The sequence below is a fragment of the Planctobacterium sp. AWH2_060 genome, from assembly GCF_056158425.1.
Genome location: NZ_JBSWTG010000001.1, coordinates 2,255,135 through 2,273,709 on the forward strand (window position 1 = coordinate 2,255,135; position 18,575 = coordinate 2,273,709).

At 40.0% G+C, this 18,575-nt stretch carries 18 protein-coding genes; all 18 read right to left on the minus strand.

Going from position 1 to position 18,575, the window contains the following annotated elements:
* Positions 1-5: 5 nt before the first annotated feature.
* The 18 genes from ACXAD8_RS09535 to ACXAD8_RS09620 all read right to left on the minus strand — a co-directional run bounded on the left by ACXAD8_RS09535 (position 6) and on the right by ACXAD8_RS09620 (position 18,571).
* Positions 6-1,943 carry a polysaccharide biosynthesis protein gene (locus ACXAD8_RS09535; RefSeq protein ID WP_475227725.1) on the minus strand — a complete coding sequence of 646 codons (1,938 nt, stop codon included), beginning with the start codon at positions 1,941-1,943 and terminating at the stop codon, positions 6-8.
* Between the two features lie 230 nt (positions 1,944-2,173).
* Positions 2,174-3,013, minus strand: coding sequence for a formyltransferase family protein (locus ACXAD8_RS09540; RefSeq protein WP_475227728.1), 840 nt, complete (start codon positions 3,011-3,013; stop codon positions 2,174-2,176).
* 10 nt (positions 3,014-3,023) lie between these two features.
* On the minus strand, positions 3,024-3,590 hold the full coding sequence (locus ACXAD8_RS09545; protein WP_475227730.1) for a sugar transferase: 567 nt from the start codon (positions 3,588-3,590) through the stop codon (positions 3,024-3,026).
* Position 3,591: 1 nt separating this feature from the next.
* The gene (locus tag ACXAD8_RS09550) at positions 3,592-4,275 is read right to left on the minus strand and encodes a PIG-L deacetylase family protein (protein ID WP_475227733.1); all 684 of its coding nucleotides are present in this window, start codon (positions 4,273-4,275) and stop codon (positions 3,592-3,594) included.
* Between the two features lie 63 nt (positions 4,276-4,338).
* Positions 4,339-5,475 carry a glycosyltransferase family 4 protein gene (locus ACXAD8_RS09555; RefSeq protein WP_475227734.1) on the minus strand — a complete coding sequence of 379 codons (1,137 nt, stop codon included), beginning with the start codon at positions 5,473-5,475 and terminating at the stop codon, positions 4,339-4,341.
* Positions 5,472-6,293, minus strand: a complete 822-nt coding sequence (locus tag ACXAD8_RS09560) for an NAD-dependent epimerase/dehydratase family protein (RefSeq protein ID WP_475227737.1) — start codon at positions 6,291-6,293, stop codon at positions 5,472-5,474. Before ACXAD8_RS09560 ends, ACXAD8_RS09555 begins: the two co-directional genes overlap by 4 nt.
* 78 nt (positions 6,294-6,371) lie before the next feature.
* Positions 6,372-7,679: an O-antigen ligase family protein gene (locus tag ACXAD8_RS09565; RefSeq protein ID WP_475227739.1), complete on the minus strand. Its 1,308-nt coding sequence runs from the start codon at positions 7,677-7,679 to the stop codon at positions 6,372-6,374.
* A gap of 171 nt (positions 7,680-7,850) precedes the next feature.
* Positions 7,851-9,167: a hypothetical protein gene (locus ACXAD8_RS09570; RefSeq protein ID WP_475227741.1), complete on the minus strand. Its 1,317-nt coding sequence runs from the start codon at positions 9,165-9,167 to the stop codon at positions 7,851-7,853.
* Between the two features lie 239 nt (positions 9,168-9,406).
* Positions 9,407-10,162 carry a glycosyltransferase family 2 protein gene (locus tag ACXAD8_RS09575; protein ID WP_475227743.1) on the minus strand — a complete coding sequence of 252 codons (756 nt, stop codon included), beginning with the start codon at positions 10,160-10,162 and terminating at the stop codon, positions 9,407-9,409.
* Positions 10,163-10,166: 4 nt separating this feature from the next.
* Positions 10,167-11,288: a DegT/DnrJ/EryC1/StrS family aminotransferase gene (locus tag ACXAD8_RS09580; protein ID WP_475227745.1), complete on the minus strand. Its 1,122-nt coding sequence runs from the start codon at positions 11,286-11,288 to the stop codon at positions 10,167-10,169.
* Positions 11,289-11,290: 2 nt separating this feature from the next.
* Entirely contained in the window at positions 11,291-11,734 is a 444-nt protein-coding gene (locus ACXAD8_RS09585) for a dTDP-4-dehydrorhamnose 3,5-epimerase (protein ID WP_475227748.1), read from the minus strand.
* Complete coding sequence (gene rfbG, locus ACXAD8_RS09590) at positions 11,719-12,822, minus strand: CDP-glucose 4,6-dehydratase (protein ID WP_475227750.1); 1,104 nt, start codon at positions 12,820-12,822, stop codon at positions 11,719-11,721. Before rfbG ends, ACXAD8_RS09585 begins: the two co-directional genes overlap by 16 nt.
* Before the next feature lie 2 nt (positions 12,823-12,824).
* Positions 12,825-13,541 carry a class I SAM-dependent methyltransferase gene (locus ACXAD8_RS09595; protein WP_475227752.1) on the minus strand — a complete coding sequence of 239 codons (717 nt, stop codon included), beginning with the start codon at positions 13,539-13,541 and terminating at the stop codon, positions 12,825-12,827.
* Positions 13,542-13,547: 6 nt separating this feature from the next.
* The gene (rfbF, locus tag ACXAD8_RS09600; protein ID WP_475227755.1) at positions 13,548-14,321 is read right to left on the minus strand and encodes a glucose-1-phosphate cytidylyltransferase; all 774 of its coding nucleotides are present in this window, start codon (positions 14,319-14,321) and stop codon (positions 13,548-13,550) included.
* Between the two features lie 401 nt (positions 14,322-14,722).
* Positions 14,723-15,994, minus strand: a complete 1,272-nt coding sequence (locus tag ACXAD8_RS09605) for a DegT/DnrJ/EryC1/StrS family aminotransferase (protein WP_475227757.1) — start codon at positions 15,992-15,994, stop codon at positions 14,723-14,725.
* Positions 15,994-16,626, minus strand: a complete 633-nt coding sequence (locus ACXAD8_RS09610; protein WP_475227759.1) for an HAD family hydrolase — start codon at positions 16,624-16,626, stop codon at positions 15,994-15,996. Before ACXAD8_RS09610 ends, ACXAD8_RS09605 begins: the two co-directional genes overlap by 1 nt.
* A 76-nt stretch (positions 16,627-16,702) precedes the next feature.
* On the minus strand, positions 16,703-17,587 hold the full coding sequence (locus tag ACXAD8_RS09615; RefSeq protein WP_475227762.1) for an NAD-dependent epimerase/dehydratase family protein: 885 nt from the start codon (positions 17,585-17,587) through the stop codon (positions 16,703-16,705).
* A gap of 3 nt (positions 17,588-17,590) precedes the next feature.
* Complete coding sequence (locus ACXAD8_RS09620; RefSeq protein ID WP_475227765.1) at positions 17,591-18,571, minus strand: phosphoglycerate dehydrogenase; 981 nt, start codon at positions 18,569-18,571, stop codon at positions 17,591-17,593.
* Positions 18,572-18,575 lie beyond the last annotated feature (4 nt).

Sequence of the window (18,575 nt, forward strand, 5' to 3'; positions counted from 1 at the left end):
CGCATTCAGTGAACAACAGATTCACGTGCTAACTCTACACGCGCATTTTGTTGCACTTTAAGTGAGCACAGATCAGCATTATTGCTCGAGGGTTTGTAGCCCAACGGCGCTTCCTGAAGTAGCTTCCGTATTACCTCAACATTGTTACACTGCATTGCTGCTTGCAGTGCATCTAATAACATGAGTAATTCTGCAAGCGTCATTGAGACCTCGGTCGCTTTCATAATTCGATTGTGACTAGTTCCCTCAATATCACCGCCTATCAACAACTCTTCGTAAAGTTTTTCTCCAGGTCGTAATCCAGAATATTCAATTGAAATATCGCCGTCAGGTGTAGTTTCATCGCGAACGCTTAGCCCACTTAAATGTATTAAGTTCCTGGCCAAATCATCGATCTTAACTGACTCCCCCATATCCAATACAAAAACCTCCCCACCTTGTGCCAAACCACCGGCTTGAATCACTAACTGGGCAGCTTCTGGAATCGTCATAAAAAAGCGCGTTATTTCCGGGTGGGTAACTGTTACTGGTCCACCAGCCGCAATCTGCTTTTTGAACAAAGGTACAACAGACCCAGAAGAACCTAAGACATTCCCAAACCGCACCATACTAAAGCAAGTTTGAGTTTGCTCTTTGGAATAAGCTTGCAGAACCAACTCAGATAAACGTTTAGACGCTCCCATAACATTTGTTGGTCGCACTGCCTTATCAGTCGAGATAAGTATCATCGTTTCTACCTTTTGCTCCACGGACACTTGAGCAACATTCAGCGTCCCCCACACGTTGTTATTTAATCCAGCGGCTACATTAAACTCAACCATTGGAACGTGTTTGTAGGCAGCTGCATGAAAGACCGTATGAACGTCAAACGTTGCGACTACCTCGCTTAGTAGTTTTTTATTCAATACAGAGCCCAGTATCGGAACAATCGTAACACCAGAACCAAAGGCATCAATATTCTCTCTCAATTCCTTCTCTATGGAGTACAAAGAAAACTCAGACATTTCATAGAGCACGAGTACCGCTGGTTTCTGAGACGCCACTTGACGACACAATTCAGCCCCAATTGACCCACCAGCCCCTGTAACCAAGATATTTTTTCCGCTGATATTTCTCTCCATCAGCAATTGATTAGGTTCAACGGAATCTCGTCCCAACAAGTCTTCAATGGCGACTTGACGCAACTCACTTATCCGGTATTTTCCACTTACCAAATCCGCAGACCCGGGGATAGTCAACACATCAACATTGCAACTTTCTATATGCTCAATAATTTTGGCTTTCACTTTTCCAGAGCAACTGGGAATGGCTAACAGCACTTTCTTGACATCATCTGACCTTATAATGTCGGATAATGATGCAGGTTGGTGCACTTTGATACCGGAGATAATGGTGTTTTGTAAGTCTCTGTTATCGTCAACAAACGCAACAGGGTTGTACTCTGCACCATGCTGTAGCGAATAACAAAGTTGCCGTCCAGAAGAACCGGCTCCATAAATAACAACAGGTTCTTTACCTAAATTATGTTGTGAGTTGATCAGTGATCGAACCAGTAGCCTTGAACCACCAACAAACAGCAGCAGTATGGTGAAGTAAATAAACGGCACCGACCTTGGCATTTTGGCTTCCAGTGCAAAACCGGCCAAAACGAATGCTACAGCAGACATTACACAGCCTAATACAATGGTATAAAAAGCTTTGTTAGTCATAAAGCGTATCACAGAGCGATAAAGGCCCATTTGCATCCAAATTAGCGTTGAAAAGAATGCAGTAAAAGCGACCGACAAATATAACTCAGAGGCATACCAGTAATGCATATGCTCAACGCGCAAATAAAAAGCTAAATAAACTGCCAGCGCGACAAAGCAGGCGTCAATCGTTAAAGTTATAATCCTTTTCGCAACTCTTGGTACTTCAAAAAATTTAAATATGAGTTTTTTCAAACTATGTTAACCTGGTGTTGTTCTGACAATTGCAATTACCATTGACTCGCTTACGCGCCTTTGTAAATTTACCGTTTATGTATGATCACTAGTGTTATTTATTACACTACACAGTCATCTGATTACAAATTCGGCTAAATTCCGCACATAAATTATACGTTATTATGAAAATGCATCACAAGCGCAAATAAACAAATGCCGATTTTTAGTTACCAAAAAAGTATAACAAATCATGCAGAAATAGATTCTGTTTCCCAGTCCTCTACTTCTAACATTCCATCTTTAAAATCTAAATAAAGCCTGTCTGAATGTGTTTTTTTGTCAGCAAACTTCGCCTTCCAAATGGTATATTTTTGATTTTTTAAAAATAAAAAGGCGCCAGGGTAAGGTTTCGTTACGGCCCGGATTAACCTTTCGGCGTCGACAACTGAACCATTAACATCAATCAATCCATCTTCAGGTTTTCTTCCCGGCCAAATAGTTGCCAAGGAATCATCTTGAGGTTGCAGTTCTACTGAATTGGATAGTAATTTCGGTATTACTTGCTTTATCAACGCGACGTGAGCGCCATCAACTTCAGTATAGAGTTGTGTAGCATCAGTTTTTTCATCCAAATAAATTTCTATTTGATCCAGAATGGGGCCTGTATCAACTCCAGCGTCCAACTTAAACAATGTTACACCGGTTTTTTTTAGATTCTTAATAATCGCCCAAGGGATTGCAGCACGCCCCCTTCCTTTTGGTAACAACGTGGGATGCATTCCTAATACACCGCGCTGTGGCGACGACAGCAACGCTGATTTAGCAATTTGTGACCACCCAATAATGAATAACCAGTCAATTTTGTGCTTCTCAACAGCTTGCATCACCTCGCTATCATTAACGTTATCCACTTTAAGCAAGTCTATGTTGTTCTTATGGCAGAAATTATCAAGGTAAACTCGGCCTGATTTATTTACGGCACGGTCATCTTTCAGCGTAACAGCAAAAGCCAACTTTCCACCCGCATCATATATAGCTTCCATACAGGACAAGCCAATCTGAACGCATGTAACAAATGCAAAATTCATTTAATGCCCCTTAGTAAACAGGAGGTGGCTTTAACAAATAGCCAAAGGTTCCGAAAATAATGGCCATGTCCCCTATAAACGACACATCCCTAACATATATTCCATCAAATTCCGCTTTTTGAGCGATCGTCATGCCATCGAATGACTTGATTTGAGCCAAACCTGTAAGACCTGGCCTTGCTGCCAGTGCCCCATTTTGCGCTCTCCTCTCCACTAATTCCGTTTGTGAGGGGATAGGAGGTCTTGGCCCAACAATACTCATGTCACCTTTAGCAATATTGAACAATTGAGGTAACTCGTCGATATTGGTGCGCCGAATAAGCTTTCCGACCCACGTTAATTTAACACTACCAAGCTGATCTGAAGGAAGATTTCCAGTATTTACAGGCATTGAACGAAACTTATAAAACCGAAAAGTTGCACCGTTTCGTCCCACCCGCTCTTGAACAAAAAGTACCGGGCCCGGATCAAAAATCTTTATCAACAAAGCAATTAATACCATTATCGGTAACAGCCACAATAGCGCACAAAAGGCTGCCAATATATCTAAGATGCGTTTCCCATAGTTGCGATACACGCTATAACTCCCTAGTAAAACAGGTTTGAAAGGCTTCAGAGTATTTTTGTCCGCATTGGCCACCACGATAAGCAGCGAGTCCTCTTATAGCCTCATAGCTTCTTGGATGTGGATAATCTCTCATCACATTTCGATAACACGCCAATGCATCAAGTTTGATCTGAAGTTGATGTTCAATTTCTACGAATAAATTTGCTTTAAAGTTGTTACTTCCATACTCAAACGCCCAGTCGGTAGCCGACTGGATTTCCATAAAGTGCAAAGATTGTAACGGAGGAATGTCATCTCTACGCTGAAAATAGCGACTCGCCGCCAAGCACGCCCGAGCAACCTGGCCATGATCGTCATTAAGATCGTTGGGGTGGTGAGTAAAAATTCGTTGCGGTTTAAAAGCCAGGATTTGTTGCTCAATAAACTGAACGACTTCCAAATGTGGTACAGTATTAATCCGTATGTTAGGGAATTGACCCAATACAGGTTTATCAAATCCAATTAATTTGTTGGCGGCTAAAGTATCGTTATATAGCTCATTATCGGAAGGTCTCTTGTGCCTAACATCAGCATCACCACAGAGAATTACAGGCTGCACTATTTCGTTATGCTGAACCAATTTTGCTCCCGTCGCACCGAATCCTAAAATCTCGTCGTCGGGGTGTGCAACAACCACCAAATTAACTTTACTCATATACTATTTTCATCCACTTAGCATTGTCGCTTATTACAAAGTTTAGAATAAACAACACAACGGCTACACACCTGTCTCCAGCTCTTTCTTGAGCTCTTGCCATACGTATGATTGTTCAAACCGACTCGTTATTGATGACCTCACATTGGACTTTAATTTATGGTACAAGTGAGCGTCATCTAACATTCGAATGATTCCATTTTTCAGACTATCCACATCTTTCATTGTTATTAGAAGTCCGTTTTTTTCATGCTCAATTATCTCGTTACACCCGTTTATGTCTGTAGCGAGTAGAGGCAGACCAAAACATCCGGCTTCGATCAACGCATTAGGCAATCCTTCTCTGTACGAGGGTAATACAAATATTTGACCAACCGATAAAAAAGGTCTGATATCTTTTTGAAATCCAACTTCAATTATTTCCGGAGAATCTTTAATTAGCATCATATTCTCTGGCTTTATTGGATTTAACTGCTCTTCAAAATCGCCAATTAGTAATAATTTAAGTTGCGAGTACCTTGGAAGCAGAGCGACAAACGCTTCAATCAATTCATTTATACCTTTGTCTTTCACAATTCGACCAGTAAAGACTAAGACTTTGTCATCAGGTTTGATGCCTAAATCATTACGAATACGTTTTTTTTGTTCTTCACTGTAGGAATCCCGAAAATATTCACTATCCACCCCATTTATAGAGCCTTTCCCGACGACAGTGATTGCTTTCTTTGAAATATAATCATTCATAAATTGTTTCAAACCAAAACTATTCGCCATCACTTTTGTGGCCATAGAATAAGTTAACCACTCCAGTTTCACCAATAACCAGCGTTTAAAACCCTGCGCTTCCATTAATGGCAGCCCAACTTGCCAATGAACACGAATGGGTACGTTTGTTAATCGTGCTGCAATCATACCTAGCAACCCTGCTTTTGGTGTAAAACTGTATACAATATCCGGTTTTTCTTTTATGAAAAGTTTGACTAATTTAATCAGGCTGACCAAATCTTTTAGTGGCGTAATTTTACGTGTCATATCAACGCTAATTACAGGCACCCCCTCCTGCTCGGCAATCTGATCATTAATGGGGCTGCTTGACGTCACTAATTTAAGGTCAAAATGCATTGACAAAAATCTAGGCTGTCCAACAATCAGTGGATGAATACTAAACGGCACGGTCGTCATGAGAATCATTTTCTTCATTTAGACAATTCCTTGCTCAGATAATCCTCTATATTCATAAAGTCCAATTCTCCCAACGCAGCAAATAATCGTTTTGTGCATGCAGTAGAAATTTTGATCTCTTCTGACTCTTTGTGTTTAATATTTAAATCAATATTGTTGTGTCGTAGAAAGTCTAAGATATTCTTAATAGACTGGCCATTACCACTACCAACATTTACCAATGGAAGGTCCTCAATATCGAGTAATTTCATATATATTTTGATAACGTCTCCAATGTACATGAAATCACGAATTGCGTTACCATGATTTGAAATTGTAATTGACTTTTTGCTCCTGCATGAGTCTATAATTTTACTGATAACTGAAAATTTATCGTTTCCGCCATACATATTAAATATTCTTGCAATCGTATAATTCACACCGCGCTCTAAGCATATTTTTTCAACCAGTTTCTCATTTGATAACTTTAATGCCGCATGAAGATTTAACGGTTGTACCTGATCAGATTCCGCACATAGAATGTTGTTACCGTATACTGAACTACTGCTCGTATAAATCACTTTTTGTATATTAGTATTGTTGAAAAATTGCAACGTTTTCGCTGTTACAACCAACGAGAGATTTACAAATGATACAGGGTCCACAACATGATTCAGTTCAGTTGAGGTCTGGAAATTGTTGAAGATCAGTTTTATTGGTTGGTGTTTGAAGGGTTCAAGTAATGAGTCATCATTAAGCAAATCTCTTGCAGATATTGAAATACTGTTATCAACAACCTTGAGTAAATGCTGCGACAAATTACTATTCTTACCTATTATTATCGTTTTAGTCGTCACTTTCTTACTTTCATCCCAAATCGATGCACCCTGGATTATATTTTGTGACCCGGACGGCACCTCAAATGAATGCTAACTTCAGCCTTTCGACTCTTTGAGCACATGCTTGAACTGATGAATGTTGAGACACCATGCAGCACACAACATCCAAGGTAAACTATGGTCCAAGTAATAGTCTATCATCATACTACTAAGAACAATTAGGAAGATCATCAAACATCCCGTCTTTATTGAACGTAAGACTAATCGGTATATCAAACCAATAATAATGCAAAAACCAACGATCCCACCATCGACTAAACTCTGAAAAAAAAGATTGTGCGCACTTGTTGTAATCGACCCTACACCAGAGGAGTGTCCTGATGTCCCCAAAACAATATTAAATCCTCTGAGAGAGGGGCCTATCCAAAAATCATCTTGCAAGGATTGAATGACAAACCCCCAGATCAAGGTTCTATTGCTGGAGTCAAAATCAGAATTCCCAAAAACAAAAACCAAGTCTCGCCAAACAATTTCTGACGGTGTGTGCAATTTAGATAAAAACGGGAAAATAACTGAAAAACGCTGCGCAACATCGTCATTGAACCAAGCAACTGTTAAAAGTACGGTACCAGATATGAGCAATGCATAACAAATTTGAACATATTTATCTTTCAAGTTAGTGATGACAAACAAAATAGTCGCAACACCCAAAACCAATAGGAAATTTCGAGAGCCAGATAAGAAACCTGCAAACAAAAACAGTATAGCCATACATCCCATAACAACCTTGTACTTTGCATCACTGTCGTCTAAACACATCAAGCAGCAAACTATTGCGAATGCCATGATAACACCAAAATCCGTGGAGATACGCGTTAAAGAACTTATGTTACCATCGTCGAGATTTAGTCTATCTCCCGCAACGAAGTATTGAGTTATTATTTTCGCTCCTTGGAAATCGAAGGCTTGCCAAATACCCACCAGAGCTAATATTACGAATATTGCCCACCCGAACCACCAAAAATAAAATTTTTGATCGTTACCACTATATCGGAATATCAGCCACATAAATGGCATTGAACACCAAATTGCTATTGGGCTTAAGCCGTAAAATAAAAAATTAAACCATGAACCGAAGAATGCATCATAGTGAATAAGCATTGACAAAAAACTTACAGCAGCGTAACTGAAGATTAGTACTATTTCGATTTTGTACTTTTTGAAAAAAATCCAAACAAAGCCATTATCAAGCAGTATTTTTCCTGCAAATAGAAGAACTAATATAAGTGTCAAAACCACCATTAAAACATTGATATATGGATAATTTACAGGGGGCGAGAGCACGGATAATGTAAACAACAGGGCAAACACAACATGCACGTTTAGATTCGCTGTTTTAGTCATTAATGCCTCTAATTTCTTCGGATTAAAACAATATTAATAATAACCGTTCGAGAAACGGTTAATAAAGTAAACTTAGTTATTAGGATAGTTACTTTTGCAGCATTGCATTGAATGGGAAACCAAACGACTCAAATAAGATTTAACCCCAAGATATCAGCACCACATAGAATCTCAAGTTCCCTTCAATCGTTCTACATTTAGCATCACCGAATTATTGGAAAATAGCTTAACTAAAAAACAAAATATAATAAAATTTAAAACCCATAAAACCAAAATATTGAAATATAGTGACAAGATGTGTTCATAGCCGAAAAAACCCAAGTAATTAAAGAAAAATGCCGGGATAAATGAAAATGAAAATGCAATCTTAAAAGAACTCGGTGAGAGCTTTAAAATTAGGCGAATGAATAGCGTGGTTGCAACGAGAAACATTGACATTACAACCAACCCCAACCAAAAACCAAACAAATATACGTGGTATCCATAAAATCCCCACCAATATCCAGCGTAAACCGGAGCACCATTAATTATTTCTGGTTCGTTACCAATCATTAAAGCAAGTGCATACTGAGCCTTTAATAAGTCCGGAAACAGAGTTCCAGGTACAAAAGTGTCCAATGCCAATTGCCATGCGGTACTGCTATTGACGAGATGAGAAATATCATATAACCCAAGCTGTTTCCAATAAAAGACCTTCATTGCATCATCCAAAAAGCCGAGGCGTCTTGATATCTCGGACAAAGAGTTCCAAATCGATGTAACCGTATCTTCTACACCTGTTTGAGTGACATATGCTTCGGCTGCGTCATACCAAATTGCGTACCTTATGTATCCGATAACAGAAAAAATATAAATAGAAGCGACCGCAAAAGTTAGAACCAAAAAAATCGTCCGTAGATTAAGTCTTATGACAAAATTCCTATGAAAAAAACAAATATACATCATGCTCGTAATTAGGATATCAAATATCCCGGATTTGCTTCCCTGAAAGATGCGCATAAATACAAAAAAAACCATCAGAACGACAACATATTTAAAGTGCTTTCGCTTGTTTTGGATGCCCAGCAAATAAATCCCGACAGCCAACCAGATTAAAAAGTCAGGCATAATAAGTCTTAAGAAATATCGATGCAAAATGCTACTGGTTAGTGCATTATTATGACCGTTTACACTTTCTCCCATTACAACGACAATACTAAGTATGGCACTAAAAATGAAAAGCACCGAAGCTACTTTGAATTTCAGCTCGGCATTGTTAATTGTTCTACCAGCTTGCTTGAGTTCATATACAATTTTTTCGAAGTGTCTACCTAATAGGGATAATGTCAGATAAAAAACTACGACATACAACAATAAGCCCTTTCCGGCTTCTTGGACCATTTCTGCCGTGTAATAATTGTGCTCCCAGTTATGAGCTGTGTAGTAGCTGGCTATTACGAAACGCTGCCCAACAAACAAAAAAACAAAAAAACCAAAGTAAGTAAGCACAGGACTTTTTCGTGAAACTCTGGGTCTAAAGAGAAACGCGTATACCACGAAAAACAGTATTCCGAGGAAACGATTATCGTCATCGTAGTATGTGTCGACATGAAAATGAAATGAAGCTACGATGGCTAAGCACGAAATAAAGGCCAACCAAAAATGTATGTGTATGAATCTAATGCTCATGAAACTGGTTTTTAATTCTCACTAATCCAATAAAATTAAAGTGAAGAGCTAACTTCACTCTAATATCGTCCCATCAAATGCCCAATTTCAGATTTTAATGCATATAGAAGAATATTGGGATACTTTAATCCAAAACGCTTTAGAAAGGCTTTGTAGTGTATCCTAAACTCTTTGATCCACTCACCTTTGCTCCTTTTCGTCAAACTATTTCCGTGTACCCTGCGAATAAATAGATGTTCATTTACAAAACTGAATTTCCTACCGATGGATAGCCTTAGCCAAAACTCGAAATCACCAATCAAGTTAAACTGTGGGTCAAACTTTATCTCCCTGATTAAACCAGCCCTTATCACTGTGGCCGATATTGCGATAAAGTTTCTTAGCAGCAGCTTTTGTGTCACATCACCTTGATAAGGCTCAGGATAACTTGTACCGATATCATTTCCTGAAGTATCAATATTTCTCACTCTGCAATAGACAACGGCGGTATTTTCATCAAAAAGTGCAATTTGCTTTTCTAATTTTGTTGGAGCCCACAGGTCATCAACGTCCAGAAATGCAACAAATTCGCTGTCATCACTGACATGCTCCAGGCCAACATTTCGCGCTGCATAAAGTGGAATATTTTTGCTGGTTTTTACAATGTTAACCTTTTCACCATAGGATGCTGCAATCGATGCACTACCATCCGTTGAACAGTTATCAACGAAAATTATCTCCCAATCGGTATAGGTCTGTGCAAACAAGCTATCAATTGCTTCTCTTAGAAACTCTTCCCCATTAAAGCAATTCATTATTATTGAAACGCGAGCCATGCCTCTACTCTCCTAAGTAGGCCAGTATTTTACTGATGACAAATGACACATCCTCTTTAGTCAAGTCGGCATGCAATGGTATCGTCAAAATTTGTTCGGAAACTTTTTCCACTACAGGCAAATTATATTCGCATTTGTAAAGTGCTAACAAATGATTGGGCTTGTAGTGGATACCGCACTGGACACCATTTTCTATGAGATAATCCATTAATCCATTTCGTTTGCCATTCAATACCCGAATAACAAAAATATGAGGAATATTGTTTTTCCAATCTAAATTCAACAGTTTTATAGCGGGTAATTGCGTCAATTCATCCACGTATTGAGCCGCCCTGGCCTGTCGTATATTTTTAAATAAATCAATTCTCTTAAGCTGTTCTCGACCAATGGCAGCAAACACATTACTCATATGAAAACGAAACCCCTGATGAGACACTTCAAAGTCCCAGCTCCGCTGCCCACTAAAGCGCTTGTCAGTATCTTTTTCAACACCTAATAATCGACCATCTTTTAAACGTTCTAACACCTTGCTATCTTTAGTAATAACTGCGCCACCTTCACCACTGGTGATGTTTTTAATGCCATCAAAACTAAAACAAGCAATATCCGAGTTGGTGCCAACTTTTGCCCCATTGAGCTTACAACCAAAGGCATGTGCTGCATCTTCAATAACTCTCAAATTATATTTTTCAGCCAACGCGTACACTTCTGCCATACGAGAACCGTCACTCGCATAATGCACTGGCATAATCGCTTTCGTTTTATTAGTAATGCGTCGTTCAGCATCACAAACATCAATGAAAAGTGTGTCTTCAACAACATCACAAGAGACAGGTAGCGCACCAGTGGCAGAGATGGCCTGATAAGAAGCAACATAAGTTAATGAGGGCACCAGCACTTCATCGCCGGGTCCTATATCCAAACAACTAATCGCCAAATGAAGGGCAGAAGTTCCCGTATTCACGCAAACCACTTGTTCCGGTTCAACACCAACAAATTCAGCAATTTCGCGCTCAAATGATTGCACTTCAGCGCCCATACCTAAGAATTCATGGTCCATCACTGCCATTACGGCCGCTTTTTCTGCCTCTGAAATAGATGATTTGGAGAGACGTATCGTTTTCATTTTTATTTCCAATTAAAGCGGATTGAATCCAGATCTTTGTTTATTGCTTCCTCTGGGTCATGCTTTATGCTTGCAATATTTAGCAGCATATTTAAACCGTCACCACAGCCTTCAAATGCCATCCACAAACCTGGAGCAACTGTGAGCCGACAGTAATTTTGCGGACTCAATGTCACTGCCATAATTTTACCTTTACTCGGACTGGTATCACGATCATCGTGGATGACAAAGCGAATTGCACCTACAGGCACAACCAAGTTAAGCACCATTTTCTGGTGTTTTTTCCAACCCTTTATGTCTCCTTGGTTTATCGTTGAAAAATACGCTTCTCCAAAATCCGAAAAACCTTGATCATCCATTTTTACTGCATGATAAATATCACCTTTGGGGTGATTAATCCTTTTCAATGGCGTTAATAAAACATCGCTAATTAAGCAGGATTCCATATCAACTCTCTTTGTTTGGCAAGCTCTTCATACTCACCAATCTGGTGTAATGTAAAGTCGTACATATCCTTATTTTCTTTGTAGAAGCTATAATACCATTCGCTCACAAATCGAATGCATTGTTTGTATGTAAGGTTGGCTTCCCACTTCAAGTGGAAAAGTGCTTTGTCACAATTAAGCTTCAATAGTCCCGCTTCGTGGAAAGGGATATTATCCGTCACCTGATATGCGTCATCAGGCGATGCAAAATGCCAGTGTGCAGACAAATCGGACAATAAATGCTTTACGGTTCTGTTTTGCTCTGCCCGTGGACCAAAATTAAACTGCTCGCCGTGAATATTGTCATTCTCAGCCAACGCTTGCCCCAAAACCAAATAACCGCTTAGCGGCTCAAGCACATGTTGCCAGGGCCGGGTAGCATCCGGACAACGAATTTCAACAACCTCTGATTGACTCCATGCCCGCATACAATCAGCCACAATTCTATCAGCTGCCCAATCGCCACCGCCAATCACGTTACCGGCTCGCCCAGTTGCCATTTTTACACTTCCATCTTTTGAAGCAAAAAATGATTGCTGATAGGCGTGAAATATCACTTCTGCAGCCCCCTTAGAGCCGGAGTAGATATCTCTCCCCCCCATGTGGTCAGTTTCTTTATATCCCCATTCCCACTCTACATTCTCGTAGCATTTGTCTGAAGTAATGAGCACTGCATAACATTTGTGCTGTAGAGCGCGTAGCGATTCAAGAACATGTGTGGTACCAATTACATTCGTTGCAATGGTTCCAACCGGATCAGCATATGACGTAGATACAATTGGTTGTGCAGCCAAATGAAAGACAAAGTCAGGTTTAAAAGCCACCATAATCTCTTTGATCGCCTCAAGATCTCGAATATCTGCAATATGATGCTCAATCTTCTCTGCTAACTTTAGTTCCTCAAACATTGCTGGTTGTGTTGGTATATCAACGGATACCCCACAAACTTTCGCCCCTAGTTTAAGTAGCCACGTCGTTAACCAGCTCCCTTTAAAACCCGTATGGCCGGTGATCAATACCCGCTTACCTTGGTAAATATTGTTATACACTGTTAATTTCCTACTTTTCCACGAACCCACGGATTCCCGTCGGCGAAATAACCTACCTCAACCGTCGTAAATCCGGCGGCTTTGAAACAATCGACACTTTCTTTTGCAGTCCGAGTTACACCCCACAATTGAAATTCGTTTCTTCGATATAACCCAAGCATAATCAATAACATGCGTAAATATGACTTGAGAGCTGTGGCGGGAGTGTACATTGTCGCCTGGTACATGGTGTAATCTTGAATACCAAAGTCAACGATAGATTTTAAAAACGCAATGTACTGTTGTTGATCAAAAACATAGTCTACTGCAACCGAATAGGCTTGAGTAATTTGACCTTTAAATCCCATAGGCAATGCTTCAGGAAAAAAACCACTGTAACAATTGATATGCGGGTTTTGTAACAACCACTGGGACGCCAGTCGACTGGGTTCTACGGCGATAACTTCTTCAAATGCATCAGTAATCTGCGCTTCTATATAACCGTTTCCACTGCCAACAGATAAAACCTTGTCTCCAATTTTGTTCGCAATTATTTTTTCGACAACGCGGTTCTTAGCGTCACAATACCATTCTGGTAGATCCTGGTAGCCACTGAATTTTTTGAAAAACGCCGCATAAAAATTATTATAAAACTGGTCATCCGCTACCTTGAATCTATCCGTAGTACAAATATCAGTAAACTTTATGCCAAACCAGCTATCCTGATAAAACTTAATCATTGCTGCTTACCAAGTCTTCCATTTGGCGTTATTACTATCCCACATTTTACAAAGATCCTGTTTATCTTTTAGCGTATCCATACATTTCCAAAATCCATCATGCTTGTAGGTAAATAATTCGCCGTCAGTAGCCAATTGTTGTAATGGCGCCTGCTCGAATACGGTGGCATCGCCCTCATTAATGTAATCAAAGACTTCAGGCTGACAAACAAAAAAACCACCATTTATCCATGAGCCATCCCCTTTGGGTTTCTCAAGAAATTTAGCAATTCGATTATCCTCTGCAATTTCAATAGCTCCAAAACGACCATCCGGTTGAACAGATGTCATGGTTATCGCCTTGCCGTGCGTCTTATGGTAAGCAACAAGTTCCGTGATATTGATGTCTGAAACCCCATCACCATAAGTCAACATAAAGGGTTCGTTACCAACTGCCTCCTGAGCTCGTTTAACACGACCGCCAGTCATACTGTTAAGGCCAGTATCAAGTAAAGTCACCTTCCAAGGCTCTGAGCTATTATTATGTACTTCCATCTGATTTGTTGACAGATCAATAGTGATGCTGCTTTGATGCAAAAAATAATTCGCAAAATATTCCTTGATGTAATATCCCTTGTACCCAAGTAAAACAACGAATTCATTGAAACCATGTTGTGAATACATCTTCATAATATGCCACAGGATTGGTTTCCCTCCGATTTCAACCATGGGTTTTGGCCTTAAATCAGTTTCCTCACTCAGCCTGGTGCCAAAACCACCTGCCAGCAACAACACTTTCATACAAACTTACCTTTCATCGTTCTTGGTTTAAAATGGACAGAATTTCGGCGTTTGGATTCTAAAATCAACATTTGCACTAGATACCTTTTGCCTAAAGAGTAATGTGAACAACGCTCTTTATTGCTCCTAAAATTCCTCGTAGCACAGGCCCAAAATTCCTCATGTAATTGCAAACCATTCATCAAACAGCGATAAATGATGCATCTTTCCAACTAATGTCCATGCACCTGTGTAATAACATCATTTAACTCTCTAATAGCGAGTTATGTCTAGATCAAAACAATGTCACTCCTGAGGATATCATCTTAATTTTGAACTATTTTTGAAATATTACCGGCAGGTAATTAGATTATTAAAAAAACTGTTTTCAGCTCGCACCATTTTGTTTTTAAGTTCGAAGCTTATCGAGTTAAATTCGCCAATATCGCCTCTTTATTTTTGGCAATAGATTTTATCATAAAATCGTGGGAGGTTCGCATTACTGTCGGAAAGTTAACAACTTGTTTAGCCGCTTTTTCAGCAACCGGACACGAACCGGTAATATATTCAACCTTTTCCAGTTCTGTCCCTCTACCTTGGACAACACTCGTAAACCAAGTACCCAACTCCCAGCGGAAGCTAAACAGATTTTCAAACTTTTCGCGTTCGCGAACTTTAAACGAAAACCGTAAACAGGCGGCGTCATTGTAATTTTCAGGCGCCACACCCAATAATTTGTCAATTTGCTGAAAAGCATTTCGTCGATGCAGCAGGTTTTGGTTTATATTTTTTAATTGAGAGATTCCCAACAATGCTTGCTGCGATGATAAGCGAGCGGGATAAGGATACTGCTGCGGTTTTTGAACTAAATGTTCATCACGCCAATAAAAAAGTACCCCAAATCGAGAAAGTAATGCCAAAATCGACTTCCCCCACCAGTAGTTAAACGGCGAAGTCAGAATAAACTCAATCAAAAAACTTCGTAATAAACGCCTATTTGTCGCTATCGGAAGAAAGGGCGTACGCTGTTGTATGACCGAAAGTTTTTGCGCTATTTCAGGTTTGTTACTTGTAGCTACCCCCCCAAGAAAAGTACTCATAACTTTTGAATGGTCTGTAGAGAAAAAAGCTACATCGCCAATACTGCCCACTGGCCGCCCTTTATATGTGGCTCCCAATGCATGAGCACAATCTTCCACAACAAAAAGCCCATGGGCATCCGCAGTTTGTTTGATTTCATCTAAATCACATGCGAAGCCAAATGTATGTTGAGCAAAGATCGCTTTCGTTTTGTTAGTTATCACTGCTTCTATTTTTGTCGTATCAATGTTGTATGTTTCATCACATATATCGACATAAACAGGCTTAGCACCCCGATAAATGACTGCATTTGGCACAACCACGCAAGTGTAAGCAGGTAAAATAACTTCATCACCGGGCCCAATATCCAAAGCTTCCAATACGGCGTAAAGGGCCATCCTTCCCGCGCCGAATGAATAGGCATATTTGCAAGCGACAAATTCCGAAAACAAACGCTCATACTCTCTGATATTTAGTTCATCATCGTGGCTTTTGGACAAACGTCCGGCGATCAATCGCCATTCAGACCATGTGTTCGTCCCGGAAAAAACGTTGTGCCGATAACGAGGTAGTAATGGCAAATTGTCTAGCAACTTTTTTAGTTTCTTTTTCATTAATTTGATTCTTGAACTAATATAGAGAAATCATCTATAGCAAAATGTTTACCTGGATATTCAGCCATGACTGATTTAATTTCGCTCCCAACACCGATAAAACTAACATTGTGCGTTTTTGCGGCCAAAAAATCGGCTTCTGCATCACCGAAAAACACAACATCATTAGCCTCATAGTCAAACAACTGCATACTTTGGATGAGGTTATCCGCTTTACTTTCCGGAGAGCCCATCACCACATCAAAGTATTTTGCCATTCCGCGACGCAACACAATTTCTTTGATTTCATTGGTAGGTGTTGCTGAATTTACCGTCATTATTAATCCGCGCGCTTTTTGTTGAATCAAAAATGCTTCTGCCCCCGGAATTGCTGGCGCTTCCACAACGCGCTCAACAACTCGTTCAGCAAACTCACTGCATAATTCTGACAATCTTTCTGGGGTTACTTCACGATTAAAAAACACCTTTTCCCAAAGTTTAAATTTTTCAAAACGCGAAACACCACCGTTTTGCACATGATACTCAACAACTTTTTCAGCTATATCTTTGCCGTAAGGTTCATACATGGCGCCATAGGCTTCTGTTTTTACTCTTACCGAATCAGCCAGCACCCCATCAAAATCGAATACCAACAGTTTTTTGTTTTTTAACGTTGCCAGTAACTCGAACTTAGTTTGAACAATATTCATTAACTCTTTTTACTACTCTTTAAGCGTGCGTTGTGTTGACACTATGGATCTCTTCTACAAGCTCTAATATCCCTTGTCCAATATCGGTAAATTCTCCAGAAGTTAACTTTTTCGCTTGTTTCGGTGTGTAACGGTAAGGCGTCATTACATAGTGATCAGCACTGAGTTTTTTGTTGACAAACTCAACGTTTTTTTCTACTCCTGCAATTTCAAAAATCATATCGATTAACTCTTCGGAGTTAAGTACCTGAGAACCTGTAACTGTAATGGCTTGGTTAGCATGTGCATCGTCTAACACATCAACACTGAGTCTGGCGGCATCTCTGACATGAATATATTCACGCCGTTCCTTGCCAGTGCCTCGATATTTTAATTTTCGATCACCAACCACTTGCATTATGTAGCTTTTTAAACCATTCCATGGTTGCGCTCTTGGGCCATAAAGAGAACCGTACCTTAGGAAGGTATAATCAATGCCATACTTCTCATGATAGGCTTCAATTACGGTTTCTGACGCTTGTTTACTGGCTCGATAGAAACTGCCATAGGGACTATATACATACATTGTAGAGGCATAAACAAAGCGCTTCACTCCGGCATCAACAGCGGCCTGCATTGCTATAGTAGCCCCCATTACATTTAGATGAATGGTATCAAAGGGGCGTTCTTTTGCTTCACCGATGTCTGCAATGCCTGCATAATGGTAAACTATCTCCGCATCTTGCATCACCGCGGTTACTGCGTCTTGATCCAGCATATCGCCAGTTATCATTGTTTGATCTGGACGTAAATACGGCGACACATCACGATCGAAAATAATGACGTCATAGCCACGTTCACTCAATGCATCTGCCGTATGGCTTCCCATAAAGCCCGAACCACCAATAACCACCACTTTAGTCATTACTTATAATCCCTGCTTTTGTACTTCATATTCAGTAGCCGGAACTGAGCCAAGTAGCTCCTTTCCTCGCGTAAAACGAACTGCTTCTTCAGTGGCCTCTATCTCCATTCTCGTTCGGCAATCTATTGACATAGACCCCATATGTGCTGTTAACAAACAACGCTCGATTTCTTTTAGTTTACCGTCGTAAGGTTCCTGTTCGAATACATCAATCGCAACGCCACCAAGGTGGTCTGCTTTTAGTACTTCATACAAATCATCCTCGTCAATGATGCCACCTCTGGATGCATTGATCACGAGGGCGTCGCTCTTCATAGACAGCAATTGCTCTTTTTTGATCATCCCTTTTGTCTGAGCGGTTAACGGGACATGTAAAGTAATAACATCAGCTTCTCTATAAATTGTCTCTTTGGAAACCCAATCCACTTTGAAGCGACGCGTTATCTCAGGATCTGGTGACAAATCATTAAGCAATAATTTAGGTGTTCCAAATGCACTCAATCGGTTTAATACGCGTTTACCAATTCGACCGAGCCCAATAACCCCTATGGTTACTTCCGCAATGCGACGACCAAAATGTCGGTGCCAAATGCCATTGTGCAACTGGCTATTGGCAACGTGAATTGCACGCAGTAGATTGAGCATTAAGCCTATTGTTAATTCGGCCACCGCTGGAGCTGGTGCGTCAGGTGTGTAAGATACCTTTATTCCCCTTTTCTCAGCTGCGATCAAATCAACACCATCCAAACCAATGCCAACCCGGGAAATCAATTTTAAATTAGGAGCTTTACTCATTACAAAGTCACTGATGACCTCAGTGCCTGCGATAATAATGTCAAAATCGCTCACTAAATTTGCCAACTCTTTTTCTGTTAACTTCTTATCCAATGGATTTATCAAATACTCAATATTATTTTCTTTGAGCATTTCCAGAGGAAGGCTATTTTTATCACCAAATGGAATAGTTGTTATTAACGCTTTCATGTCT

Bases quoted from the DNA above. Each gene is read 5' to 3' on its own strand.
- ACXAD8_RS09605 (WP_475227757.1), bottom strand. From the start codon at position 15,994: ATGAAAAAGAAACTAAAAAAGTTGCTAGACAATTTGCCATTACTACCT.
- ACXAD8_RS09620 (WP_475227765.1), bottom strand. From the start codon at position 18,571: ATGAAAGCGTTAATAACAACTATTCCATTTGGTGATAAAAATAGCCTT.
- ACXAD8_RS09580 (WP_475227745.1), bottom strand. From the start codon at position 11,288: ATGAAAACGATACGTCTCTCCAAATCATCTATTTCAGAGGCAGAAAAA.
- ACXAD8_RS09585 (WP_475227748.1), bottom strand. From the start codon at position 11,734: ATGGAATCCTGCTTAATTAGCGATGTTTTATTAACGCCATTGAAAAGG.
- ACXAD8_RS09555 (WP_475227734.1), bottom strand. From the start codon at position 5,475: ATGAAGAAAATGATTCTCATGACGACCGTGCCGTTTAGTATTCATCCA.
- ACXAD8_RS09565 (WP_475227739.1), bottom strand. From the start codon at position 7,679: ATGACTAAAACAGCGAATCTAAACGTGCATGTTGTGTTTGCCCTGTTG.
- ACXAD8_RS09615 (WP_475227762.1), bottom strand. From the start codon at position 17,587: ATGACTAAAGTGGTGGTTATTGGTGGTTCGGGCTTTATGGGAAGCCAT.
- ACXAD8_RS09575 (WP_475227743.1), bottom strand. From the start codon at position 10,162: ATGGCTCGCGTTTCAATAATAATGAATTGCTTTAATGGGGAAGAGTTT.
- ACXAD8_RS09540 (WP_475227728.1), bottom strand. From the start codon at position 3,013: ATGAATTTTGCATTTGTTACATGCGTTCAGATTGGCTTGTCCTGTATG.
- rfbF (WP_475227755.1), bottom strand. From the start codon at position 14,321: ATGAAAGTGTTGTTGCTGGCAGGTGGTTTTGGCACCAGGCTGAGTGAG.
- ACXAD8_RS09595 (WP_475227752.1), bottom strand. From the start codon at position 13,541: ATGATTAAGTTTTATCAGGATAGCTGGTTTGGCATAAAGTTTACTGAT.
- ACXAD8_RS09550 (WP_475227733.1), bottom strand. From the start codon at position 4,275: ATGAGTAAAGTTAATTTGGTGGTTGTTGCACACCCCGACGACGAGATT.